Origin of the sequence: Streptomyces sp. WM6372 (assembly GCF_001279655.1) — a bacterium.
GTDB lineage: Bacteria > Actinomycetota > Actinomycetes > Streptomycetales > Streptomycetaceae > Streptomyces.
On record NZ_LGDB01000116.1, the window covers coordinates 62,134 to 83,274 of the forward strand.

17 protein-coding genes are annotated in these 21,141 nt (G+C 71.6%); 8 read left to right on the plus strand and 9 right to left on the minus strand.

Going from position 1 to position 21,141, the window contains the following annotated elements; genetic code table 11:
• Positions 1-105: 105 nt before the first annotated feature.
• Entirely contained in the window at positions 106-3,648 is a 3,543-nt protein-coding gene (dnaE, locus tag ADK52_RS10955; protein ID WP_053689565.1) for a DNA polymerase III subunit alpha, read from the minus strand.
• Positions 3,649-3,815: 167 nt separating this feature from the next.
• On the opposite strand from dnaE, the gene ADK52_RS10960 reads away from it, so the two are divergent.
• From ADK52_RS10960 to ADK52_RS10980, 5 genes are all read left to right on the plus strand, one after another.
• Positions 3,816-5,141: a DUF2252 domain-containing protein gene (locus ADK52_RS10960; protein ID WP_053689566.1), complete on the plus strand. Its 1,326-nt coding sequence runs from the start codon at positions 3,816-3,818 to the stop codon at positions 5,139-5,141.
• A gap of 111 nt (positions 5,142-5,252) precedes the next feature.
• Complete coding sequence (locus ADK52_RS10965) at positions 5,253-5,942, plus strand: hypothetical protein (RefSeq protein WP_053689567.1); 690 nt, start codon at positions 5,253-5,255, stop codon at positions 5,940-5,942.
• Positions 5,943-5,997: 55 nt separating this feature from the next.
• Positions 5,998-6,792 carry a DsbA family protein gene (locus ADK52_RS10970; RefSeq protein WP_053689568.1) on the plus strand — a complete coding sequence of 265 codons (795 nt, stop codon included), beginning with the start codon at positions 5,998-6,000 and terminating at the stop codon, positions 6,790-6,792.
• Positions 6,793-6,910: 118 nt separating this feature from the next.
• Entirely contained in the window at positions 6,911-8,575 is a 1,665-nt protein-coding gene (locus ADK52_RS10975; RefSeq protein WP_053689569.1) for an alkaline phosphatase D family protein, read from the plus strand.
• A gap of 233 nt (positions 8,576-8,808) precedes the next feature.
• Positions 8,809-9,753 (plus strand): zinc metalloprotease, encoded by a 945-nt coding sequence (locus ADK52_RS10980; RefSeq protein WP_053689599.1) that lies wholly within the window; start codon positions 8,809-8,811, stop codon positions 9,751-9,753.
• Positions 9,754-9,840: 87 nt separating this feature from the next.
• Here ADK52_RS10980 and ADK52_RS10985 read toward each other — a convergent pair whose 3' ends face one another.
• Positions 9,841-10,419 (minus strand): dienelactone hydrolase family protein, encoded by a 579-nt coding sequence (locus ADK52_RS10985; RefSeq protein WP_078988242.1) that lies wholly within the window; start codon positions 10,417-10,419, stop codon positions 9,841-9,843.
• Between the two features lie 56 nt (positions 10,420-10,475).
• On the opposite strand from ADK52_RS10985, the gene ADK52_RS10990 reads away from it, so the two are divergent.
• Positions 10,476-11,528 (plus strand): mechanosensitive ion channel family protein, encoded by a 1,053-nt coding sequence (locus ADK52_RS10990; protein ID WP_053689571.1) that lies wholly within the window; start codon positions 10,476-10,478, stop codon positions 11,526-11,528.
• Between the two features lie 15 nt (positions 11,529-11,543).
• Here ADK52_RS10990 and ADK52_RS10995 read toward each other — a convergent pair whose 3' ends face one another.
• The gene (locus ADK52_RS10995) at positions 11,544-12,938 is read right to left on the minus strand and encodes a sensor histidine kinase (protein ID WP_078988243.1); all 1,395 of its coding nucleotides are present in this window, start codon (positions 12,936-12,938) and stop codon (positions 11,544-11,546) included.
• Positions 12,935-13,648, minus strand: a complete 714-nt coding sequence (locus ADK52_RS11000) for a response regulator transcription factor (RefSeq protein ID WP_053689572.1) — start codon at positions 13,646-13,648, stop codon at positions 12,935-12,937. Before ADK52_RS11000 ends, ADK52_RS10995 begins: the two co-directional genes overlap by 4 nt.
• Positions 13,649-13,721: 73 nt before the next feature.
• Here ADK52_RS11000 and ADK52_RS11005 point away from each other — a divergent pair, with 73 nt between their 5' ends.
• Positions 13,722-14,906 carry a UDP-N-acetylglucosamine--N-acetylmuramyl-(pentapeptide) pyrophosphoryl-undecaprenol N-acetylglucosamine transferase gene (locus ADK52_RS11005; RefSeq protein ID WP_053689573.1) on the plus strand — a complete coding sequence of 395 codons (1,185 nt, stop codon included), beginning with the start codon at positions 13,722-13,724 and terminating at the stop codon, positions 14,904-14,906.
• Positions 14,903-15,919, plus strand: a complete 1,017-nt coding sequence (locus ADK52_RS11010) for an SDR family NAD(P)-dependent oxidoreductase (protein ID WP_053689574.1) — start codon at positions 14,903-14,905, stop codon at positions 15,917-15,919. The genes ADK52_RS11005 and ADK52_RS11010 overlap by 4 nt, the downstream gene beginning before the upstream one ends.
• Positions 15,920-15,938: 19 nt before the next feature.
• Here the strand turns inward: ADK52_RS11010 and ADK52_RS11015 are convergent, their stop codons facing one another.
• The 5 genes from ADK52_RS11015 to ADK52_RS41320 form a co-directional block, all read right to left on the minus strand.
• A complete protein-coding gene (locus tag ADK52_RS11015; RefSeq protein ID WP_053689575.1) occupies positions 15,939-17,531 on the minus strand; it encodes a Na+/H+ antiporter in 1,593 nt (530 codons plus the stop codon).
• 235 nt (positions 17,532-17,766) lie between these two features.
• A complete protein-coding gene (locus tag ADK52_RS11020) occupies positions 17,767-18,234 on the minus strand; it encodes a GNAT family N-acetyltransferase (RefSeq protein ID WP_053689576.1) in 468 nt (155 codons plus the stop codon).
• A complete protein-coding gene (locus ADK52_RS11025; RefSeq protein ID WP_030155981.1) occupies positions 18,231-19,172 on the minus strand; it encodes an RluA family pseudouridine synthase in 942 nt (313 codons plus the stop codon). The genes ADK52_RS11020 and ADK52_RS11025 overlap by 4 nt, the downstream gene beginning before the upstream one ends.
• Before the next feature lie 41 nt (positions 19,173-19,213).
• Entirely contained in the window at positions 19,214-19,774 is a 561-nt protein-coding gene (gene lspA, locus ADK52_RS11030) for a signal peptidase II (RefSeq protein WP_053689577.1), read from the minus strand.
• Positions 19,775-19,905: 131 nt separating this feature from the next.
• The gene (locus tag ADK52_RS41320) at positions 19,906-20,850 is read right to left on the minus strand and encodes a TraR/DksA family transcriptional regulator (RefSeq protein WP_053689578.1); all 945 of its coding nucleotides are present in this window, start codon (positions 20,848-20,850) and stop codon (positions 19,906-19,908) included.
• Positions 20,851-21,141 lie beyond the last annotated feature (291 nt).

Consider the following 21,141-nt stretch of genomic DNA (forward strand, 5'->3'; position numbering starts at 1 on the left):
GCCTCCGCGAGCACCACGTACGAGGGCGCGCCCAGAGCTCTGGGCGCGCCCTTCTTCACGTTCGGCCGCGGGCGGGGGCCGGTCCGCGGACCCCCGCGACCGGCCTCATCCGGCCAGGCAGGACGGCCCGAGGAGCACCTTGAGGTCGCCGAAGAGCGCCGGGTCGGGCTGCACCCGGTGCTTGTCGAGGCGCAGCACGGTGGTGGAGCGCGGCCCCTGGAGCTTGATCCGGACCTCGGTGTTGCCCTTGTGGTGCCGCAGGATCTCGCCCAACCGGGTGACCATCGGAGGAGTGACCTTGACCGTCGGGATGGTGAGGACGACGGGTGCGTTCGTCCCGGACGAGGAGAGGTCGGGAACCATCATCTCCATGGCGACGAGCCGGGGGACGTCCTCGCGCTTGTCGAGGCGGCCCTTGACGAAGACGACGGTGTCCTCGACCAGCTGGGTGGAGACGAGCTGGTACGTCGCGGGGAAGAACATGCACTCGATGGATCCGGCGAGGTCCTCGACGGTGGCGATGGCCCAGGCGTTGCCCTGCTTGGTCATCTTGCGCTGGAGGCCCGAGATGATGCCGCCGATGGTGACGACGGCGCCGTCGGAGTGCTCGCCGCCGGTCAGCTGGGAGATGCCGGCGTCCGTCTTGTCGGAGAGGACGTGCTCCAGGCCGAAGAGCGGGTGGTCGGAGACGTACAGGCCGAGCATCTCGCGCTCCTGGGCGAGCAGGTAGGACTTCTCCCACTCCACGTCGGAGAACTCGACGTCGAGCCCGAAGCCCGGCTCGTCGCTCGCGCCCTCGTCACCCATGGTGCCGAAGAGGTCGAACTGGCCCTCGGCCTCCTTGCGCTTGACCGCGACCACGTTGTCGATCATCGACTCGTGGTGGGCGACCAGGCCCTTTCGGGTGTGGCCCATCTCGTCGAAGGCGCCGGCCTTGATCAGCGACTCGACCGTGCGCTTGTTGCAGACGACGGCCTCTACCTTGTCCAGGAAGTCGGGGAAGGTGGAGTACTTCCCCTTCGCCTTCCTGGTCCTGATGATCGACTCGACGACGTTCTGGCCGACGTTGCGCACCGCGGTCAGCCCGAAGAGGATCACGTCGTCGCCCTGGGCCGCGAAGTTCGGCTCGGACTCGTTGACGTTCGGCGGGAGCACCTTGATGCCCATGCGCCGGCACTCGTTCAGGTAGATCGCGGACTTGTCCTTGTCGTCCTTGACCGAGGTGAGGAGTCCGGCCATGTACTCGGCCGGGTGGTTCGCCTTGAGGTAGGCGGTCCAGTACGAGACGAGCCCGTACGCGGCGGAGTGCGCCTTGTTGAAGGCGTAGCCGGCGAAGGGGACCAGGACGTCCCACAGGGCCTGGATCGCCTGGTCGGTGTAGCCGTTCTTCCGGGCGCCCTCCTGGAAGATCGTGAAGTTCTTGGCGAGCTCCTCGGGCTTCTTCTTGCCCATCACGCGGCGCAGGATGTCGGCCTCGCCGAGCGAGTACCCGGCGATGATCTGGGCGGCCTTCTGCACCTGCTCCTGGTAGACGATCAGGCCGTAGGTGACCGCGAGCACCTCTTCGAGGGGCTTCTCCAGGTCGGGGTGGATCGGGGTGATCTCCTGCTGCTTGTTCTTGCGCAGGGCGTAGTTCGTGTGCGAGTTCATGCCCATCGGGCCCGGCCGGTACAGGGCCGAGACGGCGGAGATGTCCTCGAAGTTGTCGGGCTTCATCAGGCGCAGCAGGGAGCGCATGGGCCCGCCGTCGAACTGGAAGACGCCGAGGGTGTCGCCGCGGCCGAGCAGTTCGAAGGTCTTTGCGTCGTCGAGCGGGAGGGCCAGGAGGTCGATGTCGATCCCCTTGTTGGCCTTCACCATCTTCACGGCGTCGTCCATGACCGTGAGGTTGCGCAGGCCCAGGAAGTCCATCTTCAGCAGGCCGAGCGACTCGCAGCTCGGGTAGTCCCACTGGGTGATGGTCACCTGGTCCGTGTGGCGCACCCAGACGGGCACGTGGTCGGTGATCGTCTCGCTGGACATGATCACGCCGGCGGCGTGCACGCCCATCTGGCGGACCAGGCCCTCCACGCCGCGGGCGGTGTCGATGACCTTCTTGACGTCCGGCTCGTTCTCGTACATCCCGCGGATCTCGCCGGCCTCGCCGTAGCGGGGGTGCTGCGGGTCGAGGATGCCGGAGAGCGGGATGCCCTTGCCCAGGACGTCGGCGGGCATGGCCTTGGTGAGCCGGTCGCCCATGGCGTACGGGTAGCCCAGCACGCGCGCGGAGTCCTTGATCGCGTTCTTGGCCTTGATGGTGCCGTAGGTGCCGATCATGGCCACCTTGTCCTGGCCGTACTTCTCGGTCACGTACCTGATCACCTCGACGCGCCGGCGCTCGTCGAAGTCGATGTCGACGTCGGGCATGGAGACGCGCTCGGGGTTCAGGAACCGCTCGAAGATCAGGCCGTGGGTGAGCGGGTCGAGGTCGGTGATGCCCATGGCGTACGCGACGATCGAGCCGGCCGCGGAGCCACGGCCGGGGCCCACCGCGATGCCCTGGTTCTTGGCCCACATGATGAAGTCGGCGACCACGAGGAAGTAGCCCGGGAAGCCCATCGAGATGATCGTGTCCATCTCGTACTCGGCCTGCTTCATCCGGTCGTCCGGGATGCCCCCGGGGTAGCGGCGGTGCATGCCGCGCATGGTCTCCTCGCGGAACCAGCTGACCTCGGTGTGGCCGTCCGGGATGTCGAACTTCGGCATCAGGTTCCGGAACGTGAACATGCCCTCGGTGTCGATCTGGTCCGCGACCAGCTTCGTGTTGGCGCAGCCCTCCTGCCAGGCGTCCGAGGAGTCGATCGCGTACATCTCGTCGGTCGACTTCAGGTAGTAGCCGGAGCCGTCGAAGCGGAAGCGGTCGGGGTCCGAGAGGTTCTTGCCGGTCTGGATGCAGAGCAGGGCGTCGTGGGCGCCGGCCTCGCTCGCGTACGTGTAGTGCGAGTCGTTCGTCACCAGCGGCGGGATGCCGAGCTTCTTGCCGATCTCCAGCAGCCCGTCGCGCACCCGGCGCTCGATCTCGATGCCGTGGTCCATCAGCTCCAGGAAGTACCGGTCCTTGCCGAAGATGTCCTGGTACTCGGAGGCCGACTTCAGGGCCTCGTCGAACTGGCCGAGGCGCAGTCGGGTCTGGAGCTCGCCGGAGGGGCAGCCGGTGGAGGCGATCAGGCCCTCCGACCACGTGCTGATCGTCTCCTTGTCCATGCGCGGCCACTTGGTCAGCCAGCCCTCGGCGTACGCGTCGGAGGACAGCCGGAAGAGGTTGTGCAGGCCGGTGGCGTTCGCCGCCCAGATCGTCTTGTGGGTGTAACCGCCGGAACCGGACACGTCGTCGCGCTTCTGGTGGGGCTGGCCCCACTGGATGCGGCGCTTGTTGCGCCGGGACTCGGGGGCGACATACGCCTCGATCCCGATGATCGGGGTGATTCCGGCCTTCCGGGCGGTATGGAAGAAGTCGTACGCGCCGTGCAGGTTGCCGTGGTCGGACATGGCGATGTGTGTCATGCCCATCTCATTGCACGCGTCGAACATGTCCTTCAGCCGCGCGGCACCGTCCAGCAGCGAGTACTGGGTGTGAACGTGCAGGTGCGTGAACGGCTGGTGGGTCACGGTGGTGGATCTCCGGAAGAACGAGGGCGCAGCCTTGAAGTCTACGCCGGTGGTGTGACACGACCCGGGCACCGACGGGTACCTTCATCCGTTGCAGACCCAAGGACGCCTGTCCGACCCTCACGATCAAAAACGTGAACCACCCGCGCCACCAGGAGGCACCCGCCATGGCGGTCCCCGAGACGACGAACGAGCAGCGCGCCGAGCAGATACTCGATGTGTTCGACACCGCGTTCGGTGAGCTGCTCGCCGCCGACCCCGCGGCCTTCCAGGTCAAATTCCGCAAGATGGCGGCCTCGGCCTTCGCCTTCTACCGCGGCACGGCCTGCCTCTTCTACGCCGACCTGGAGCGGGACCGGCACGGCGGCCCCTACCTGGACGAGCGGACCGGCCGGGTCTGGATCCACGGCGATCTGCACGCCGAGAACTTCGGCACGTACATGGACGCCACCGGCCGCCTGATCTTCAACGTCAACGACTTCGACGAGGCGTACGTCGGCCCCTTCACCTGGGACCTCAAGCGGTTCGCGGCCTCCGTCGCCCTGATCGGCTACACCAAGGCGCTCAGCGACGAGCAGATCAGCGAGCTGGTGCGGACCTACGCGGGCGCCTACCGGGAGCGGATCCACCGCCTGGCCACCGGCGCCAAGAACGAAGAGGTGCCCTCCTTCACGCTGGACACCGCCGAGGGGCCGCTCCTGGGCGCCCTGCGCTCGGCCCGCTCCCGCACCCGCTTCTCCCTGCTGGACTCGATGACCGAGATCCGGGACTACGAGCGGCGCTTCGCCTCCGGCGGCGGCTCGATCGAGCTGGACGCGGCCACCCGCTACAAGGTGCTCGCCGCCTTCGACGGGTACCTGGAGACCCTCCCCGACGAGTCCCTGGTCCGGCCCGATTCCTACCGGGTCAAGGACGTGGTGGGCCGCCGCGGCGTCGGGATCGGCTCGGCCGGCCTGCCCTCGTACAACATCCTGCTGGAGGGGCACAGCGACGCCCTGGAGAACGACGTCGTGATCTACCTCAAGCAGGCGCAGACCCCCGCGGTCTCCCGGCACATCACCGACCGGGCCGTCCGGGACTACTTCCGGCACGAGGGCCACCGCACGGTGATCTCCCAGCGCGCCCTCCAGGCCCACGCCGACCCGTGGCTGGGCTGGACCGAGCTGGACGGCTCCGGCCAGCTGGTGGCCGAGGTCTCGCCGTACGCGGTGGACCTGGACTGGTCGGACCTGGACGACCCGGAGGAGATCGCGGCGGTCGTCGCGGACCTGGGCCGGGCGACGGCGACCATGCACGCGTCGGCCGACGAGGCCGAGAGCGGGCACTCCCTGGTGCCGTTCTCCACCGAGCGGGCCATCGACGCGGCGATCGCCGCCGACGAGGAGGGCTTCTCGGAGCTCCTGGTCGACTTCGCGCACGCGTACGGGGCCCGGGCGCGCGCGGACCACCAGATCTTCGTGGACCTGTTCCGCAACGGCCGCATCATGCACTGAGCGGACCGAGCGGACCGAGCACACTGAGCGCTGCGGGGGCGGGCCCCCAGGAACCGGCCGTTCCGGGACCTGGGACCCGTCTTCACAGCTTCTCGTGGCAGACTCGCGGCGATGGAGATATCAAGGGCAGGGCTGAGGGGGCTGCGGGCCGCGCTGTTCAGCGCGCTCGTCGTGCTGCTCTCGGCCGGGTCGCACGTCCTGATGTCCCGCGTCCCGCTGCCCCCCGCCCTCGTGGCCGGGGCCTTCGCCGGGGTGTTCCTGCTCACGTACGCGCTGGCCGGCCGCGAGCGGGGCTTCGGCCCCATCGCCGCCCTGCTGGTTCCGCTGGAGCTGGCCGCCGACACGGTCTTCACCGCCGGGCAGCACGTCTGTTACGGCCCGGCCGGCGGGCCCGTCGCCGGGCCGCTGCGGGCGCTGGGCCTCGACGCGCTGTGCGGCGGCCCGCCGCTGGGCGGTCCGCTGGCCGAGGTGCCCGGAGCCGTCCCCGACGCGGTGGCCCTGCTGGCCGCGCCCGGACCCTGGACCCCGTGGCTGCTGCTCGGCACCCACGTCTCGGTCGGGCTGCTCGCCGCGGCCTGGCTGCGGTACGGGGAACGGGCGCTGGGCCAGCTGCTGCGCGCGGTGGCCGCCTTCGCCTTCCGGCCGCTGCTGCTGGCCGGCGCCTCGGCGGCGGCCGCCATCGGCCCGGTGCGGCGGGCGGCGCGCCCGGCCCTTCCGGGCGCGGGGGCCCGTACCCGCTTCCCCGCCCATTCCGTGGGACGCCGGGGACCTCCCGTACGCGGCGCACTCGTCTGCGCCTGACCACCCCACGTACGGCAGTCCCCCTTTTCCCGAGCCACACCCCACGGAGATCACCATGAGTTCACGCAACAGCCAGGCGAACAAGGCGGCGGCCCGCGAGCGGCTGCGCGCCGAGCGCGAGAAGCAGGCCAAGAGGGACAAGGCGCGCCGCCAGGTGCTGGTGGCCGGCGCCGTCGTCGCCGTCCTCGCACTGGCCGGCGGCGTCGGCTACGCGGTCGTGCAGGCCAATCAGCCGGGCGAGTGGGACAAGGCCGCCGACGCGACGCTGGTCGCCCCGAAGAACACCACGGGCGACAACGGCACCACGGTCGTCATAGGCAAGGCCGACGCCAAGAAGACCCTCGAACTCTACGAGGACGCGCGCTGCCCGATCTGCTCCCAGTTCGAGCAGGCCGTGGGCCCGCAGATCAAGAAGGACGTCGACGCCGGCAAGTACAAGATCCAGTACGTCGGCGCCACCTTCCTCGACAAGGGCTTCGGCGGCAGCGGTTCGAAGAACGCGCTGAGCGCGCTGGGCGCGGCCCTGAACGTGAGCCCCGAGGCGTTCCTGGAGTACAAGAGCGCTCTGTACACCAAGGAGAACCACCCCGAGGAGCGCGACGACAAGTTCGGCAAGGACGACTACCTGCTGAAGATCGCGGACCAGGTGCCGTCGCTCAAGGGCAACGCCGAGTTCAAGAAGGCCGTCGAGGACGGCACGTACAACCGCTGGGCGATCGAGATGTCGAAGGTCTTCGACAAGAGCGGCGTGCAGGGCACCCCGTCGCTGAAGATGGACGGCAAGAAGATCGAGATCAAGATGACGCCGGAGGAGTTCACGGCCGAGGTCGACAAGGCCATCGCGGGCTGATCGACCGGACCGGGGCGTACCGGATCGAGGAACGGGCAGGCGAACTCCGAGAGTTCGCCTGCCCGTTGCCTTCACAGGGGTGTACCAGCGGTTATACCCGTCAGTAATATGCCGGTCCGTGACCAGTCATCTCCCCTCCCCCACTGCGGCAACTCCGCGCCGCCGTACGGTCGTCAAGGCCGCTGCGGCCACCGCCGCCCTCGCGCCCTTCGCGACGGCCGCCCTGGGCGTCTCCCCCGCGTCGGCGGCCACGAACGGGCCCGCCTTCCTGCACGGCGTCGCCTCCGGCGACCCGCTGCCCGACGGGATCCTGCTGTGGACCCGCGTCACCCCGACCCCCGGGGCCGTGCCCGGCTCCGGCGCCGGCCCGGCCACCCAGGTGGGCTGGGAGGTGGCCGAGGACAAGGCCTTCTCCCGGATCGTGGCCAGCGGTTCCGTCACGGCGACCGCCGCCTCCGACCACACGGTCAAGGCCGACGTCCGCGGACTGCGGCCGCAGACCCCGTACTTCTACCGGTTCACCGCCGGCGGCGCCGTCTCCCCGGTCGGGCGCACCCTGACCGCACCGGGCCACGACGCGAGCACCCCCGGCGTCCGCTTCGGCGTGGTCTCCTGCGCCAACTGGGAGGCCGGCTACTTCTCGGCGTACCGCCACCTGGCCGCCCGCAGTGACCTGCACGCGATCCTGCACCTCGGCGACTACATCTACGAGTACGCGAACGGGGCCTACCCCGAGGCGAAGTACGTCGTGCGCGCGCACGAACCGAAGCACGAGATCCTCACCCTCGCCGACTACCGGACCCGGCACGGCACGTACAAGACCGACGCCGACCTCCAGGCGCTGCACGCCGCGCACGCGATCGTCGCGATATGGGACGACCACGAGTTCGCCAACGACGCCTGGTCGGGCGGCGCGGAGAACCACACCCCGGGCGCCGAGGGCGACTGGGCGGCCCGCGCGGCCGCCGCCAAGCAGGCGTACTTCGAGTGGATGCCGGTCCGCACCTCCACGGCCGGCACCGTCTACCGGCGGCTGCGCTTCGGCAGCCTCGCCGACCTGCACCTGCTGGACCTGCGCACCTTCCGCTCCCAGCAGGCCAAGATAGGCAGCGGCTCGGTCGACGACCCGGAACGCACCATCACCGGGCGGGCCCAGCTGGACTGGCTCAAGTCGGGCCTCGCGAACTCGAACGCGACCTGGAAGCTGGTCGGAACCTCTGTGATGATCTCGCCGGTGGCCTTCGGCTCGCTGCCCGCGCACCTGCTGGCGCCGCTGACGAAGCTGCTGGGCCTGCCCGAGGGCGGCCTCGCGGTCAACGTGGACCAGTGGGACGGCTACACGGACGACCGCAAGGAGCTGCTGGCCCACCTCAAGGACCAGAAGATCAAGAACACGGTCTTCCTCACGGGTGACATCCACATGGCGTGGGCGAACGAGGTCCCGATGAACATGGCGACGTATCCGGGCTCGGGTACGGCGGCCACCGAGTTCGTCGTGACGTCGGTGACCTCCGACAACATCGACGACCTCCTGCACGTGCCGGCGGACACCGCGTCCCTCGTAGCGGAAGCCGCGGTCAAGGCCGCCAACTGGCACGTGAAGTGGCTGGACATGGACGCTCACGGCTACGGGGTGCTGGACGTGACGGCCGAGCGTTCGCAGATGGACTACTACGTGGTGTCCGACAAGCGGAATCCGGCCGCCACCACGGCGTGGGCCCGTTCGTACCGCACGCCGAACGGCACGCAGAAGGTGGAGCGGGCGTACCAGCCGGTGGGCTGACGATCTTCTGACTGTATGTCAATTCTGCTGTTCGGAGGGGTGTCTGGTGCAGACCAGGCGCCCCTTCGGCATCAGAAGCAACAAATCTTTTACGCAAAGGGCTTGCTCAGTGCATGACATGGACACATAAGCTTCGCGCCAGCGTGAGGAAATCCCTCACCCCCCACCACGCTTCGCGAGGAGTCAACGTGCGCGCCTCCGCCCGCATATCCCCCATGCTCCGCCGCCGCCTCATGGGTACGGCCGTTCTGGCCGGAACCCTGGCGTTCGCCCCGCTCACGGTCCCCACCACCGTGGCCGCGGCGCCCAAGACCGGCGCCGAGGCCTGTGCCGACGCCGGAACCGCCTCCGCCAACGCCCGTGTCGCCCGCCCGAAGGACCAGCACGCGGCCGACCCCAACGAGGTGACGGACGCCCAGGTCAAGGCCATGGACGCCGACCTGGCCAAGAAGAGCGCCGAGCTCGGCCCGCAGCGCCAGATGCGCGCCGCCGAGGTCACCGCCGCGACGACCATCCCGGTCTACGTCCACGTCATCACCTCCGGCAGCGCCGGCAAGCTGACCGCCACGGACATCAACAACCAGATCGCGGTCCTCAACGCCGCGTACAGCGGCAAGGGCACCGGGAACGTCGACTCGGGCTACCAGTTCTCGCTGGTCTCCACCGACTACACCGACAACGCCGCCTGGTACAACGTCTCGGACGGCACCCAGGCCGAGAAGGACATGAAGAACGCCCTGCGCAAGGGCGGCGCGAACGCGCTCAACCTCTACACCGCCAACCTCGGCGGCGGCCTGCTCGGCTGGGCGACCTTCCCGAGCTCCTACGCCTCGCAGCCCAAGATGGACGGCGTGGTCATCCTCAACACCTCGCTGCCGGGCGGCTCCGCCGCCAACTACAACGAGGGCGACACCGGCACCCACGAGGTCGGCCACTGGATGGGCCTCTACCACACCTTCCAGGGCGGCTGCTCGGGCAGCGGCGACTCCGTCTCCGACACCCCGGCCGAGAAGAGCGCCGCGTTCGAGTGCCCGACCGGCCGTGACAGCTGCACCAACAAGACGGGCGTCGACCCGATCCACAACTTCATGGACTACACGTACGACTCCTGCATGTACCAGTTCACCGCTGGTCAGGTGTCCCGCATGAAGAGCATGTGGAGCGCGTACCGCGGCTAGTCACCGCGTGAAGCACCGAGGGGCGGGGCACGCGGTTCGTGCCCCGCCCCTCACCGTTTCCTCCCGCGTCCGCGCCCGCGCCCGCGCCTACAGGGAGTCGAGGAAGGCGAGCGCGGCCTTCCACGTCTGCTCCGCGGCCTCCGCGTCGTAGTCGTCGAGGTCCGGGTCCGTGAACAGGTGCCCGGCGCCCGGGTAGCGGTGCACCTCCACGTCCGCACCCGCCCGCTGCATGCGCAGGTACCAGGCCGTCAGCCAGTCGTGCGGCTCGAACGGGTCCGGATCCGCGATGTGCAGCTGCACCGGCAGTTCGTCGACGGCGGTGTCCTCCTCCAGGTCCGCCGTCCCGTGCAGGAGCAGCAGCCCGCGCGCCTTCTCGTCGGCCAGGGCCAGGTGCTGGGCGACGGAACCGCCGAAGGAGAAGCCCGCGTAGACCAGACCCTGGTCGGAGGAGGGGGCGGAGGCCAGCACCGCACGCTTGAGCAGCTCGTCGCGGCCGATCTCGTCCCGATGCGCCATGCCCTCCTCGACGGTCTCGAAGGTGCGCCCCTCGAAGAGATCCGGCACCTGGACCTGGTGACCGGCCGCGCGCAGCCGGTCGGCCGCCGCGTGCACCGCGGGCCGCAGCCCGTACGTCGAATGGAAGAGCACGATGTTCATGCACCCCATCGTGCCATTCGTTGAATGCGAGGGGCCGACGGCTCGTTCCGGTTACGTTGAGGTGCATGGACACGGACACCGTTCTGCGCCCGATCGCCGTCGTCGGCGGCGCCCTGGTCGTCACCCTGCTGGCCGGATGGCTGCTGGACCTGCTGCTGCGCCGCGCCGACGCCCGGCACAGCGAGACCCCGCTGTGGGGGCTGCTGCGCCACTGCCGCCTGCCGTTCCAACTCGTGCTGTGCACGACGCTGCTGTACGGATCCCACCGGCGGATGGGCATCGCGCCGGAGTACGTCTTCGCCGTGGGCCGCGCCCTGACGCTCGTACTGATCGGCTCGGCGGCGTGGCTGCTGGTGCGGATCGCGACGGCGGTCGTGGACTCCACGTACGCCCGTTACGCGGCCCAGAACCCGGACGACGCGCGGGTGCGCCGGGTCCGCACCCAGGTGACGCTGATCCACCGGGTGGTCACGGCGGTGGTCGTGGTGGTCGCGGTCGCGGCGATGCTGCTCACCTTCCCGCCGATGCGGGCGGTGGGCGCCTCGATGCTGGCGTCGGCGGGCGTGCTCGGCATCGTCGCGGGCATCGCGGCCCAGTCCTCGCTGGGCAACCTGTTCGCCGGACTGCAGATCGCCTTCGGCGACACGGTGCGGATCGGGGACACGGTGGTCGTGGACAAGGAGTGGGGGACTGTCGAGGAGATCACCCTGACCTTCCTGGTCGTCCGCACCTGGGACGAACGCCGGATCACGATGCCTGTGTCGTATTTCACAGGGAAGCCGTACGAAAACTGGTCGCGCGGCGGCGCGCAGATGACCGGAACCGTCTTCTGGCACCTGGACCACAGCGCACCGCTGGACCTGATGCGGGAGCAGCTCCGGGAGGTCCTGAAGGAGATCCCGGAATGGGACGGCCGCACCGGCAGCCTCGCGGTCACGGACACGACCCCGCACACCATCCAGGTCCGGGCGGTGGTCACGGCGAAGGACGCGACGGACATCTGGACGGTCCGCTGCCAGGTCCGCGAACGCCTGATCACCTGGCTCCTGGCCCACCACCCGTACGCCCTGCCCCGCATCGCCACCTCCCCGGCGGACCCGCGCCCGGACGCGTCCTGACGGCCGGAGCCCCGATCAGAACGTCAGCCGGAACAGGGCCCCGCCGCCCGGGGCCGGCTCGGCCACGAGCTCCGCGTCGTGTGCCCGGGCGATCTGGCGGGCCATCGCGAGACCCAGCCCCGAGCCCGGCAGGGCGCGCGCCGCCCCGGCCCGGTAGAAGCGGTCGAAGACGTACGGCAGGTCCTCGGCCGCGATGCCGGGCCCGTGGTCCCGTACCGTCAGCTCGGCCCGGCCGGCGCCGCCGCCGCCCAGGGCCACCAGCTCCACCTCCACCGGAACCCCCGCGGGGCTGAACTTCGCCGCGTTGTCCAGCAGGTTCGACACCAGCCGGGTCAGCCGCGCCGGCACCCCCGCCACCACCACCTCGTCCGAGCGGACGCGGACCGGCACCGACGGCCAGTGCGCCCGCGCCGCCTGTGCGCAGTGCTCCACCAGCGGGGCCAGCCGTACCTGCTCCACCAGCGGCTGCGGCTCCTCGTCCCGGGCCAGCTCGATCAGGTCGTTCACCAGCCCCGTCACCTCCCGCAGCTGCCGCCCCAGCGCGAGCGAGGCCCGCTCGCGCTGCTCCGCCGTCAGCCGCTCCCCCCGCGCCAGCAGCTCCGCGTTGGTCCGCAGGGCCGTCAGCGGGGTCCGCAGCTCGTGCGAGGCGTCGGCGACCAGCCGCCGCTGCGCCGTCACCGACTGCTCCAGCTCGCCCAGCATGGTGTTGAAGCTCCCGGCCAGCCGCGTGATCTCGTCCTCCCTCCCCGGCGGCGGCAGTTCGATCCGGTGGCGCGGATCCCGCGTCGCCGCGATCCGCTCGGCGGTGGCCGTGAGCCGGGTCACCGGTGCCAGGCCCGTCCGCGACACCCAGGAGCCGAGCCCGGCGGCGACCAGCACCCCGGCCGCGCCGATCAGTGCCAGCCACCACGCCGCCTCCTCGATCCCGTCCTCTACGGTGTCGGCCCGCAGCGCCACCTGGAGCGCCCGCCCCTTCGCGTAGTCGGTGGTGAGCATCCGCGTCGGGTGCCCCGCGTGCACGATGTCCGTGTAGAACGGCGCGCGCCGCCCGGCCGCCACCGCGCGCGTCGCGGCGTCCACCGGCAGCAGGTACGGCGCCGCCGGGTCCTTCGCCGGGTCGGCCGGCACCACCTCCGCGCAGGCGGGCGCCGCCAGGAACCGGCACTCCCCGGCCAGGGTGTCCGGCCCGGAGTCCGGGTTGCGCTGCGCAGCGAGCCGCGCGGACTGGGTCAGGCTCAGGTTCAGCTGCTCGTAGAGGGCGCTGCGTACGACGAAGAACGCCGCCGTGCACACCCCGACCGCGACCAGTGCCACCGCCGCGGTGGCCGCCAGCGCCAGCCGGGTCCGCAGCGGCCGGCGCCTGCGCCAGGGCGCCCCGAGCCGGCGCCGGCCCCGCCCGGCGGCGCTCACGCCGGGCCCAGCCGGTAGCCGACCCCGTGGACGGTGTGCACCAGCCGCGGCTCGCCGGCCGCCTCCAGCTTCCGCCGCAGGTAGCCGACGTACACGGCGAGGGAATTGGAGTCCGGTCCGAAGTCCCGCCCCCACACCAGCTCCAGGATCAGCTCGCGCGGCAGCACCTGCCCGGGGTGGCGCAGCAGCAGCTCCAGCAGCGCCGCCTCGGTCCGGCTGAACTCCAGCGGCCGCCCGCCGCGCCGTCCGGTGCGCGTCCCGGGGTCCAGTACGAGGTCCGCGAACCCGAGTACGGCCGTACCGGACGGATCGGGCGCGGCCCGCCGCAGCAGGGCCCTGACCCGGGCCACCAGCTCGTCCAGCGCGAACGGCTTGACCAGGTAGTCGTCGGCGCCCGCCTCCAGGCCGTCGACCCGCTCGCTCACCGAGTCCAGCGCGGTCAGGACGAGTACGGGCGTACGGTCGCCCATCGCGCGCAGCTGCCGGCAGACCCCGAGCCCGTCGAGCACGGGCATCATCACGTCGAGCACCACCGCGTCGGGCTGCCAGCCCGCCACCTCCGACAGCGCGGCCAGCCCGTCGCCGGCTCCCCGTACCTCGTACCCCTCGACGGCCAGCCCGTCCTGGACGGCGGCCCGTACCTCGGGCTCGTCGTCCACGACCAGGATCCGCTGCGTACTCGTCGTGCCCGTGCTGCTCGTGCTGCTCATGGGGCAAAGCCTGCCAAACGGTTCTGAGAGAACCTCTTAGAACGTTCTTAGGGCGCACCGGAAGGCTGCGCCCATGACCACACGAGGCACTTCCCTCCCACCCCTGTCCGTCGTGATCGGCGCGGGCGGCACCGGCGGCCACATCTACCCCGGGCTCGCCCTCGCCGAGGCGCTGCGCGCGGCCGTCCCGGATGCCGTGGTCTCGTTCATCGGGACCGAGCGGGGCCTGGAGACCGAGCTGATCCCGGCCGCCGGGTACCGCCTGCACACCGTCGACATGATCCCGTTCGACCCCTCGCTCGGTGCGAAGCGCTACCTGCTGCCCGCCGCGCTGCTGCGCTCCGCCGGGCAGGCGCGCTCGGTGCTCCGGGCCCAGGGCGCGCACGCCGTGGTGGGCATGGGCGGCTACCCGAGCGCGCCGGCCGTGCTGGGGGCCCGGACGGCCGGGCTGCCGGCGCTCATCCACGAGTCCAACGCGGTGCCGGGCCGTGCCAACCAGTTCGCGGCCCGGCTCACCCCGCACATCGCGGTGGCCTTCGACCGCAGCCGGGCCCATCTGGCGGGAGGGGCGCACGCGCTGACCACCGGGATGCCGATCTCGGCGGCCCTCGCGCGGCTGGCCGGGCTGTCCCGGCCGGAGCGCGCGGCCCTGCGCGCCGAGGCCCGGCGGGCCCTGTACGTCCCCGACGGGCGCCGCCTCGTCGTCTTCAACGGCGGCAGCCTGGGCGCCGCCCGCCTCACCGCGGCCGCCGTCGGGCTGGCCGGGCTCTGGCAGGGGCGGGACGACGTACAGCTGCTGATCAAGACGGGCCCGCAGGCGCTGCCGGACACCGCCGCCGATCTCGCCGCCTGCGGCGGGCAGCGCGTCGCCCGGGCCGTGCCGTACCTGGACCGGATGGACCTCGTGTACGCGGCCGCCGACCTGGTGGTGTGCCGGGCCGGGTCCGCGACGGTGGCGGAGCTGGCGGCGACCGGGGTCCCGGCCGTGCTCGTCCCGTACCCGCACGCCCCCGGCGACCACCAGACCCACAACGCCCGGGTCCTCGTCGACGCGGGCGCGGGCCTGCTGATGCCGGACGCCGCGACCACCGCCGACCAGCTGGCGGTGCTGCTCGGCCCGCTGCTGGCCGACCCGGCCCGGCTGGCCGCGATGGCCGGCGCCGCCGACCCCGGCCCGCACGCCCGGGCCGCCGAACTGCTGGCCGCGGAGGTCCTCCGCGTGGCCGGCGTCCCCTCCCCCATCCTGGAGCGCATATGAACACGCAGACCAACGCCGTGAACCCCTGGGCCGGCCGCACGGTCCTGGTCACCGGAGCCGAGGGGTTCATCGGGTCCACCCTGGTCGACCTGCTGGTGGCGCGGGGCGCCCGGGTCCGCGCCTTCGTCCACTACAAGCCGTACGCGGAGAAGGGCCACCTGGCGCGGTACCTCGCCGACCCCGAGGGCCCGGTGGAGATGTGGGCGGGCGACATCCGCGACGCGGGCCGGGTCAGCGACGCGGTGGAGGGCTGCGACACCGTGTTCCACCTGGCGGCGCTGATCGGGATCCCGTACAGCTACGCCTCGCCGGGCGCGTACGTGCAGACGAACGTGACCGGTACGGAGAACATGGCGGAGGCCTGCCGCCGGCACGGGGTGCGGCGCCTGGTGCACACGTCCACGAGCGAGGTCTACGGCACGGCGCTGACGGCCCCGATCGCGGAATCGCATCCGCTCCAGCCGCAGTCCCCGTACTCGGCGTCGAAGATCGGCGCGGACATGATGGCGCTGTCGTTCCACCACGCGTTCGAGCTGCCGGTGACGGTGGTCCGGCCGTTCAACACGTACGGACCCCGCCAGTCGGCGCGGGCCGTGATCCCGACGATCCTGGCGCAGCTGCACGCGGGCGCGCGGGAGGTCCGACTGGGCTCGCTCTCCCCGACCCGGGACTTCACGTACGTGACGGACACGGCGGAGGGCTTCCTCGCGGTGGCGGAATGCGACCGGGCGCTGGGCGAGGTGGTCAACCTCGGCACGGGCGAGGAGATCTCGATCGGAGACCTGGCGCGGGCCCTGATCAAGGCGTCGGGCCGGGACGCCGAGGTGGTGGTGGACGCCTCCCGCCTCCGCCCGGAGGGCAGCGAGGTCCACCGCCTGCTGTCGGACAACTCCCGCGCCCGGGACTGGGCGGGCTGGAATCCCGAGGTCCCGCTGGCCGAGGGCCTGTCCCGCACATCGGAGTGGATCGCCTCGAACCTGGGCCTCTTCGCCCCGTCCCGCTACCAGGTCTGAGCGGCCGGGCCGGACTCAGCTAACTACTGCGGAGGCTGCGGACGTCCAGATGGCGCAGGACCCGGTCCACGATCTCCGGGTCCGCGCCCGGCTCGCTGCGCGCGGCCAGCACCTCGTGCCGAGCCGCCGACATCATCTCCCGCTGGATCCGCTGGACGTCCCGGATCCGCTCCACCCGCTTCGCGTAGGCCTCCCGCCGCTCCTCGTCCACCATGTCGGGGCTGATCCTGGCCCCCACGTCGTAGGCCCGCCGGTACAGCACCTCCACCAGGTCCTCCGGCAGGTCCTCGACCTCCTCGATCTCCTTCAGCCGCCGCTTCGCGGCCTTCGCCGCGCGGATCGCCAGCTTTCGCTCCGTCTCCCGCTCGGCGTCCTCGTCGGCCTCCACGCCCAGCAGCCGCACCAGCCACGGCAGCGTCAGCCCCTGGCAGATCAGCGTCACCATGATCACGGCGAACGCGATGAAGATGATCTGGTCCCGCCCCGGAAACGGCGCCCCGCCCTCCACCTTCAGCGGGATGGCCAGCGCCAGCGCCACCGAGGCCACCCCGCGCATCCCGGCCCACCACATCACCACGCTCTCCCGCCAGCTCAGCGGGATCTCCTCGTCGTAGTCGCGCCGCGTGTGCAGCCGCTTGGCCAGCCACCCGGCCGGCAGCAGCCACAGCAGCCGTACGCCGACCACCACCGCGGTCACGGCGGCCGCCCACCCCGCCATCTCCCACTCGCGGCCGGCCGCGACGCCGAACACGTTGTGCAGCTCCAGCCCGATCAGCCCGAACGCCGCGCCCGTGACCAGCATGTCCACGACCTCCCAGAACGTGTGCCCGGCGAGCCGTCCCAGCACGTCGTCCGCGTCGGAGGCGTACTCCGCGAGGAACAGGGCCGTCGTCAGCACGGCCAGCACCCCCGACCCCTGGAGCTCCTCGGCCACCACGTACGACACGAACGGCACGAGCAGCGTCAGCCCGATCTGGAGCGTGGCATCGCCGAGCAGCCCCATGAGCGCGTTGGTGACCCAGCCCAGACCGAGCCCGACGGCTACGGCGACCACGGCGGAGAGCACGAACTCCCCCAGCGCGTCCGGCCAGGAGAAGCTGCCGCTGACGGCGGCCGAGATGGCCACGTGGTAGAGCACGATCGCGGTGACGTCGTTGAACAGGCCCTCGCCCTCCAGGATCGACACCATGCGGCGCGGCAGCCCGAGCGCTCCGGCGACGGCGGTCGCGGCGACGGGGTCGGGCGGGGCCACGAGCGCGCCGAGCGCGACCGCGGCGGCGAGCGGCAGCCCGGGGACGACGGCGTTCGCGACGGCGGCGACCGCGGCGGTCGTGACGAAGACGAGGGCCACGGCGAGCAGGAGGATGGGCCGGACGTTGGCCGCGAACTGCCGCCAGGAAGTGCGCTGCGCCGAGGCGTAGAGCAGCGGGGGCAGGACGAGCGGCAGGATGAACTCGGGCGGGATGTCGACGTTCGGCACGGCCGGAACCAGTGCGAGCGCGACCCCGCCGATGGTCATCAGGACGGGCGCGGGCAGCCCGAGCCGGTCCCCGAGCGGCACGCTGACCACGGCCCCGAGCAGCAGTACGAACAGCAGAGCAAGCTGATCCACTCCCCCACCCTGCCAGGCCGCTGCCGCTGGGCCGTGCGGTCGGAAGGCCGCATCCGCGTGTCGGCACCCCACCCGGGCGAGCCCGTACCGGGACGCCGCACCGCACGCCGATCGCGGGCGGGGCACGATGCGGCAGAAGCCCTCCGCCGGTGCGCCGGGCAGGAGTCGGGTGCGCCGAGGGGCGCAGGCAGGGCCACGGCCGCACGGCATGGCACCGGTCCCCGCCCGGCCAGGGCTACGGCAGGGTGCGTCGCATGGCTCGGTGCGGGATCCCCGCGTCTTCGAACTCCGGGCCGTAGGCCACGTACCCGAGCCGCTCGTAGAAGCCGAGCGCATGCGTCTGCGCGCCCAGGTCCACGGCGGACAGGCCCAGCCGAGCGGCCTCCGCCTCGATCGCCCGCACCAGCGCCACGCCGACGCCCAGCCCGCGCGCGGCCTTGCGCACGGCCAGCCGCCCCAGCGAGCCGACCGCCGGGTCGCCGCCGGTCTTGCCCAGGGCCGCCGGCCCGTGCAGCAGCCGGCCGGTGCCCAGCGGCTCCCCGTCCGGCGTCACGGCCAGCACGTGCACCGCGACCGCGTCGTACGCGTCGTACTCGATCGACTCCGGCACGGACTGCTCGACCACGAACACCTCGGTCCGCACGGCGAAGCACGCCGCCAGGTCGGCCTCCCCCTCGGCCACCCGGACGGCGAAAGCCGTCACTCGCTCTCCGCCCGGATCACGTCCAGCGCGTGCTGCAGGTCCGCCGGGTACGTGCTCTCGAACTCCACCCACTGACCGTCCGCCGGGTGCTCGAAGCCGAGCCGCACGGCGTGCAGCCACTGCCGGGTCAGACCCAGCCGCTTCGCCACCGTCGGGTCGGCGCCGTACGTGAGGTCGCCGACGCACGGGTGCCGGTGCGCGGACATGTGCACGCGGATCTGGTGCGTGCGACCGGTCTCCAGCTTGATGTCGAGCAGCGAGGCCGCGCGGAAGGCCTCGATCAGGTCGTAGTGGGTGACGGAGGGCTTGCCCTCCTGGATCACGGCCCACTTGTAGTCCGCGCTGGGGTGCCGGCCGATCGGCGCGTCGATCGTGCCGCTCATCGGGTCCGGGTGGCCCTGTACGAGCGCGTGGTAGCGCTTGTCCACGACCCGCTCGCGGAACTGGTTCTTCAGCGAGGTGTACGCACGCTCCGACTTGGCGACGGCCATCAGGCCGGACGTGCCGACGTCGAGGCGGTGCACGATGCCCTGGCGCTCGGACGCGCCGGAGGTGGAGATCCGGTAGCCGGCGGCGGCGAGGCCGCCGATGACGGTGGTGCCGGTCCAGCCGGGGCTCGGGTGGGCGGCGACGCCCACCGGCTTCATGATGACGACGATGTCGTCGTCGTCATGGACGATCTCCATGCCCGGGACCGGCTCGGCGACGAGCTCGACCGGCCGCGGCGGCGCGGGCATCTCGACTTCGAGCCAGGCGCCACCGTGCACGCGCTCGGACTTCCCGACGACGCTGCCGTCGACCGACACCTTCCCCGCGGCGGCGAGCTCGGCCGCCTTCGTCCGGGAAAAACCGAACATACGGGCGATGGCGGCGTCCACGCGCTCGCCTTCGAGGCCATCGGGAACGGGCAGGGTGCGGATCTCGGGAATCGTACTCACCTGTCGAGTATGCAGGACTCGACGGCGCACCCGTCCCGCGATCAGTCCTTGTGGACCGTACCGTCCGGGTCCAGACCCCTGAACGACAGCAGCACGATCAGGATGCCGCCGCACACGATCGCCGAGTCCGCGAGGTTGAAGACGGCGAAGTGGGCGGGCGCGATGAAGTCGACCACGGCGCCCCGGAACACCCCCGGCGAACGGAAGATCCGGTCGGTGAGGTTGCCCAGCGCACCGCCGAGCAGCAGGCCCAGCGCGATCGCCCACGGCAGGCTGTAGAGCTTGCGGGCCAGCCGCACGATCACGATGATCACGGTGGCCGCGATGCACGTGAAGATGATGGTGAAGGCCTCGCCGAAGCCGAACGCGGCGCCCGGATTGCGGATCGCCTCGAACTTCAGCAGGTCGCCGATGATCCGGATCGGCGGCTGGTGCTCCAGCTTCGCGACGACCAGCATCTTGCTGCCGAAGTCGAGCAGGTAGGCGAGCAGCGCGACGACGAGCAGCGCGACGATCCGCCGGCGCCCCTGGGGCGCGGCGGACTCCGGCTGGGCGTCGTCCCCGACCTCCGGCGTACCGATGATGCTCTCCGCCTCTGCCACGTGAGTCCCTCGACTAGCTCGAACCAGGTTGCGGACGACACGGCCCTACGGCCCTGCCGGGCCCCTGGACCCCGACGAGACACGAGAGTACGTCAGGGTCCGCCCGTGGCGGCAGCCCGGCCCGTGCCCCCTCAGTGCCTGCGCTCCTGCTTCTGCTTGCAGTCCACGCACAGCGTCGCCCGCGGGAACGCCTGCATCCTGGCCTTGCCGATGGGCTGGCCGCAGTTCTCGCAGAGCCCGTACGTGCCCGCGTCCAGCCGCTCCAGGGCCCGCTCGGTCTGTTCGAGCATCTCGCGGGCATTGGCGGCGAGGGCCAGCTCGGACTCCCGGGTGATGTTCTTGGTGCCCGTGTCGGCCTGGTCGTCGCCCGCTCCGTCGCCGGAGTCCCGCATCAGGCCCGAGATGGCCTCGTCGGAGGCCTGGAGCTCGTCGCGCAGCCGCAGCACCTCGCTCTGGAGCTCGGCACGGGCCTCGGCCACCTCCGCCGGGGTCCAGGGGTCCTCGCCGGGCCGTACGGCCAGCTCGCCCGGCGCCAGGGCCGCTGCGGCCGTGGCCCTGGCCTTCGGCAGCCCGCTGGTGGCGGCCGCAGCCGTCTTCCTGGCCGTGCCGGTGCTCTTCTTGGCAACCACTTTCCGGGCTCCCGTCTGTTGCGCGGCCTGCGCCGCCCCCTCGGCCCCGGCCGCCTTGGCCGTGACCTTCCTCGCGGTCGTCTTCCCGACGCCGGTCGCCTTCTCGGTGGCCGCCTTCGCCGCGGCCGTCGTGTTCACGGCTGCGGCCTTCTTGGCCGGTGTCCTCCGGGCGGCGGTCTTCTTGACCACCGCCTTCTCGGCGGGCACCTCCTCGGCATCCGCCTTCTTGACGGTCGCCTTCTTGGTCGCCTTCTTGGCTGCCGTCTTGGCCGCCGTCTTGGCCGCCGTCCTGATCGCCGTCTTGGCCGTGGAGTTCAGAGCCGTCTTCTTCCCGGCGGCGGTCGTCTTCTTCCAGGCCGGAGCCGCATCCTCGGCCGCCGCGGCCTTCCCGGCGGCCTTTCCGACAGCCTTCTCGGCAGTTCTCCCGGCGGTCTTCTTCGCCACCATGGCCGCGGCCCCTTCACATACTGTGATCTTGCTCGCGAATCGTGCCGGAACGATAAATCGACTCCAGCCTCGCGGCAACGGGGCACGCGTCCATCGATGCCAACCTGCATCCGTTGTTCCCAGCAGGGAGCCCGGTAATCCGCCACTCCCGTCACACCGGAGCCCGGACCGGCTCATCGGCCCGTTCGGGTCACGCCGCAACCCGTACGGCCCCGCCCCCTGGCCCGGCCCCGAGCCCGGCCGGAACCCCCGCCCCGACCCCCCGTAAACCGGTCTGCCGAGCGCGCCCCC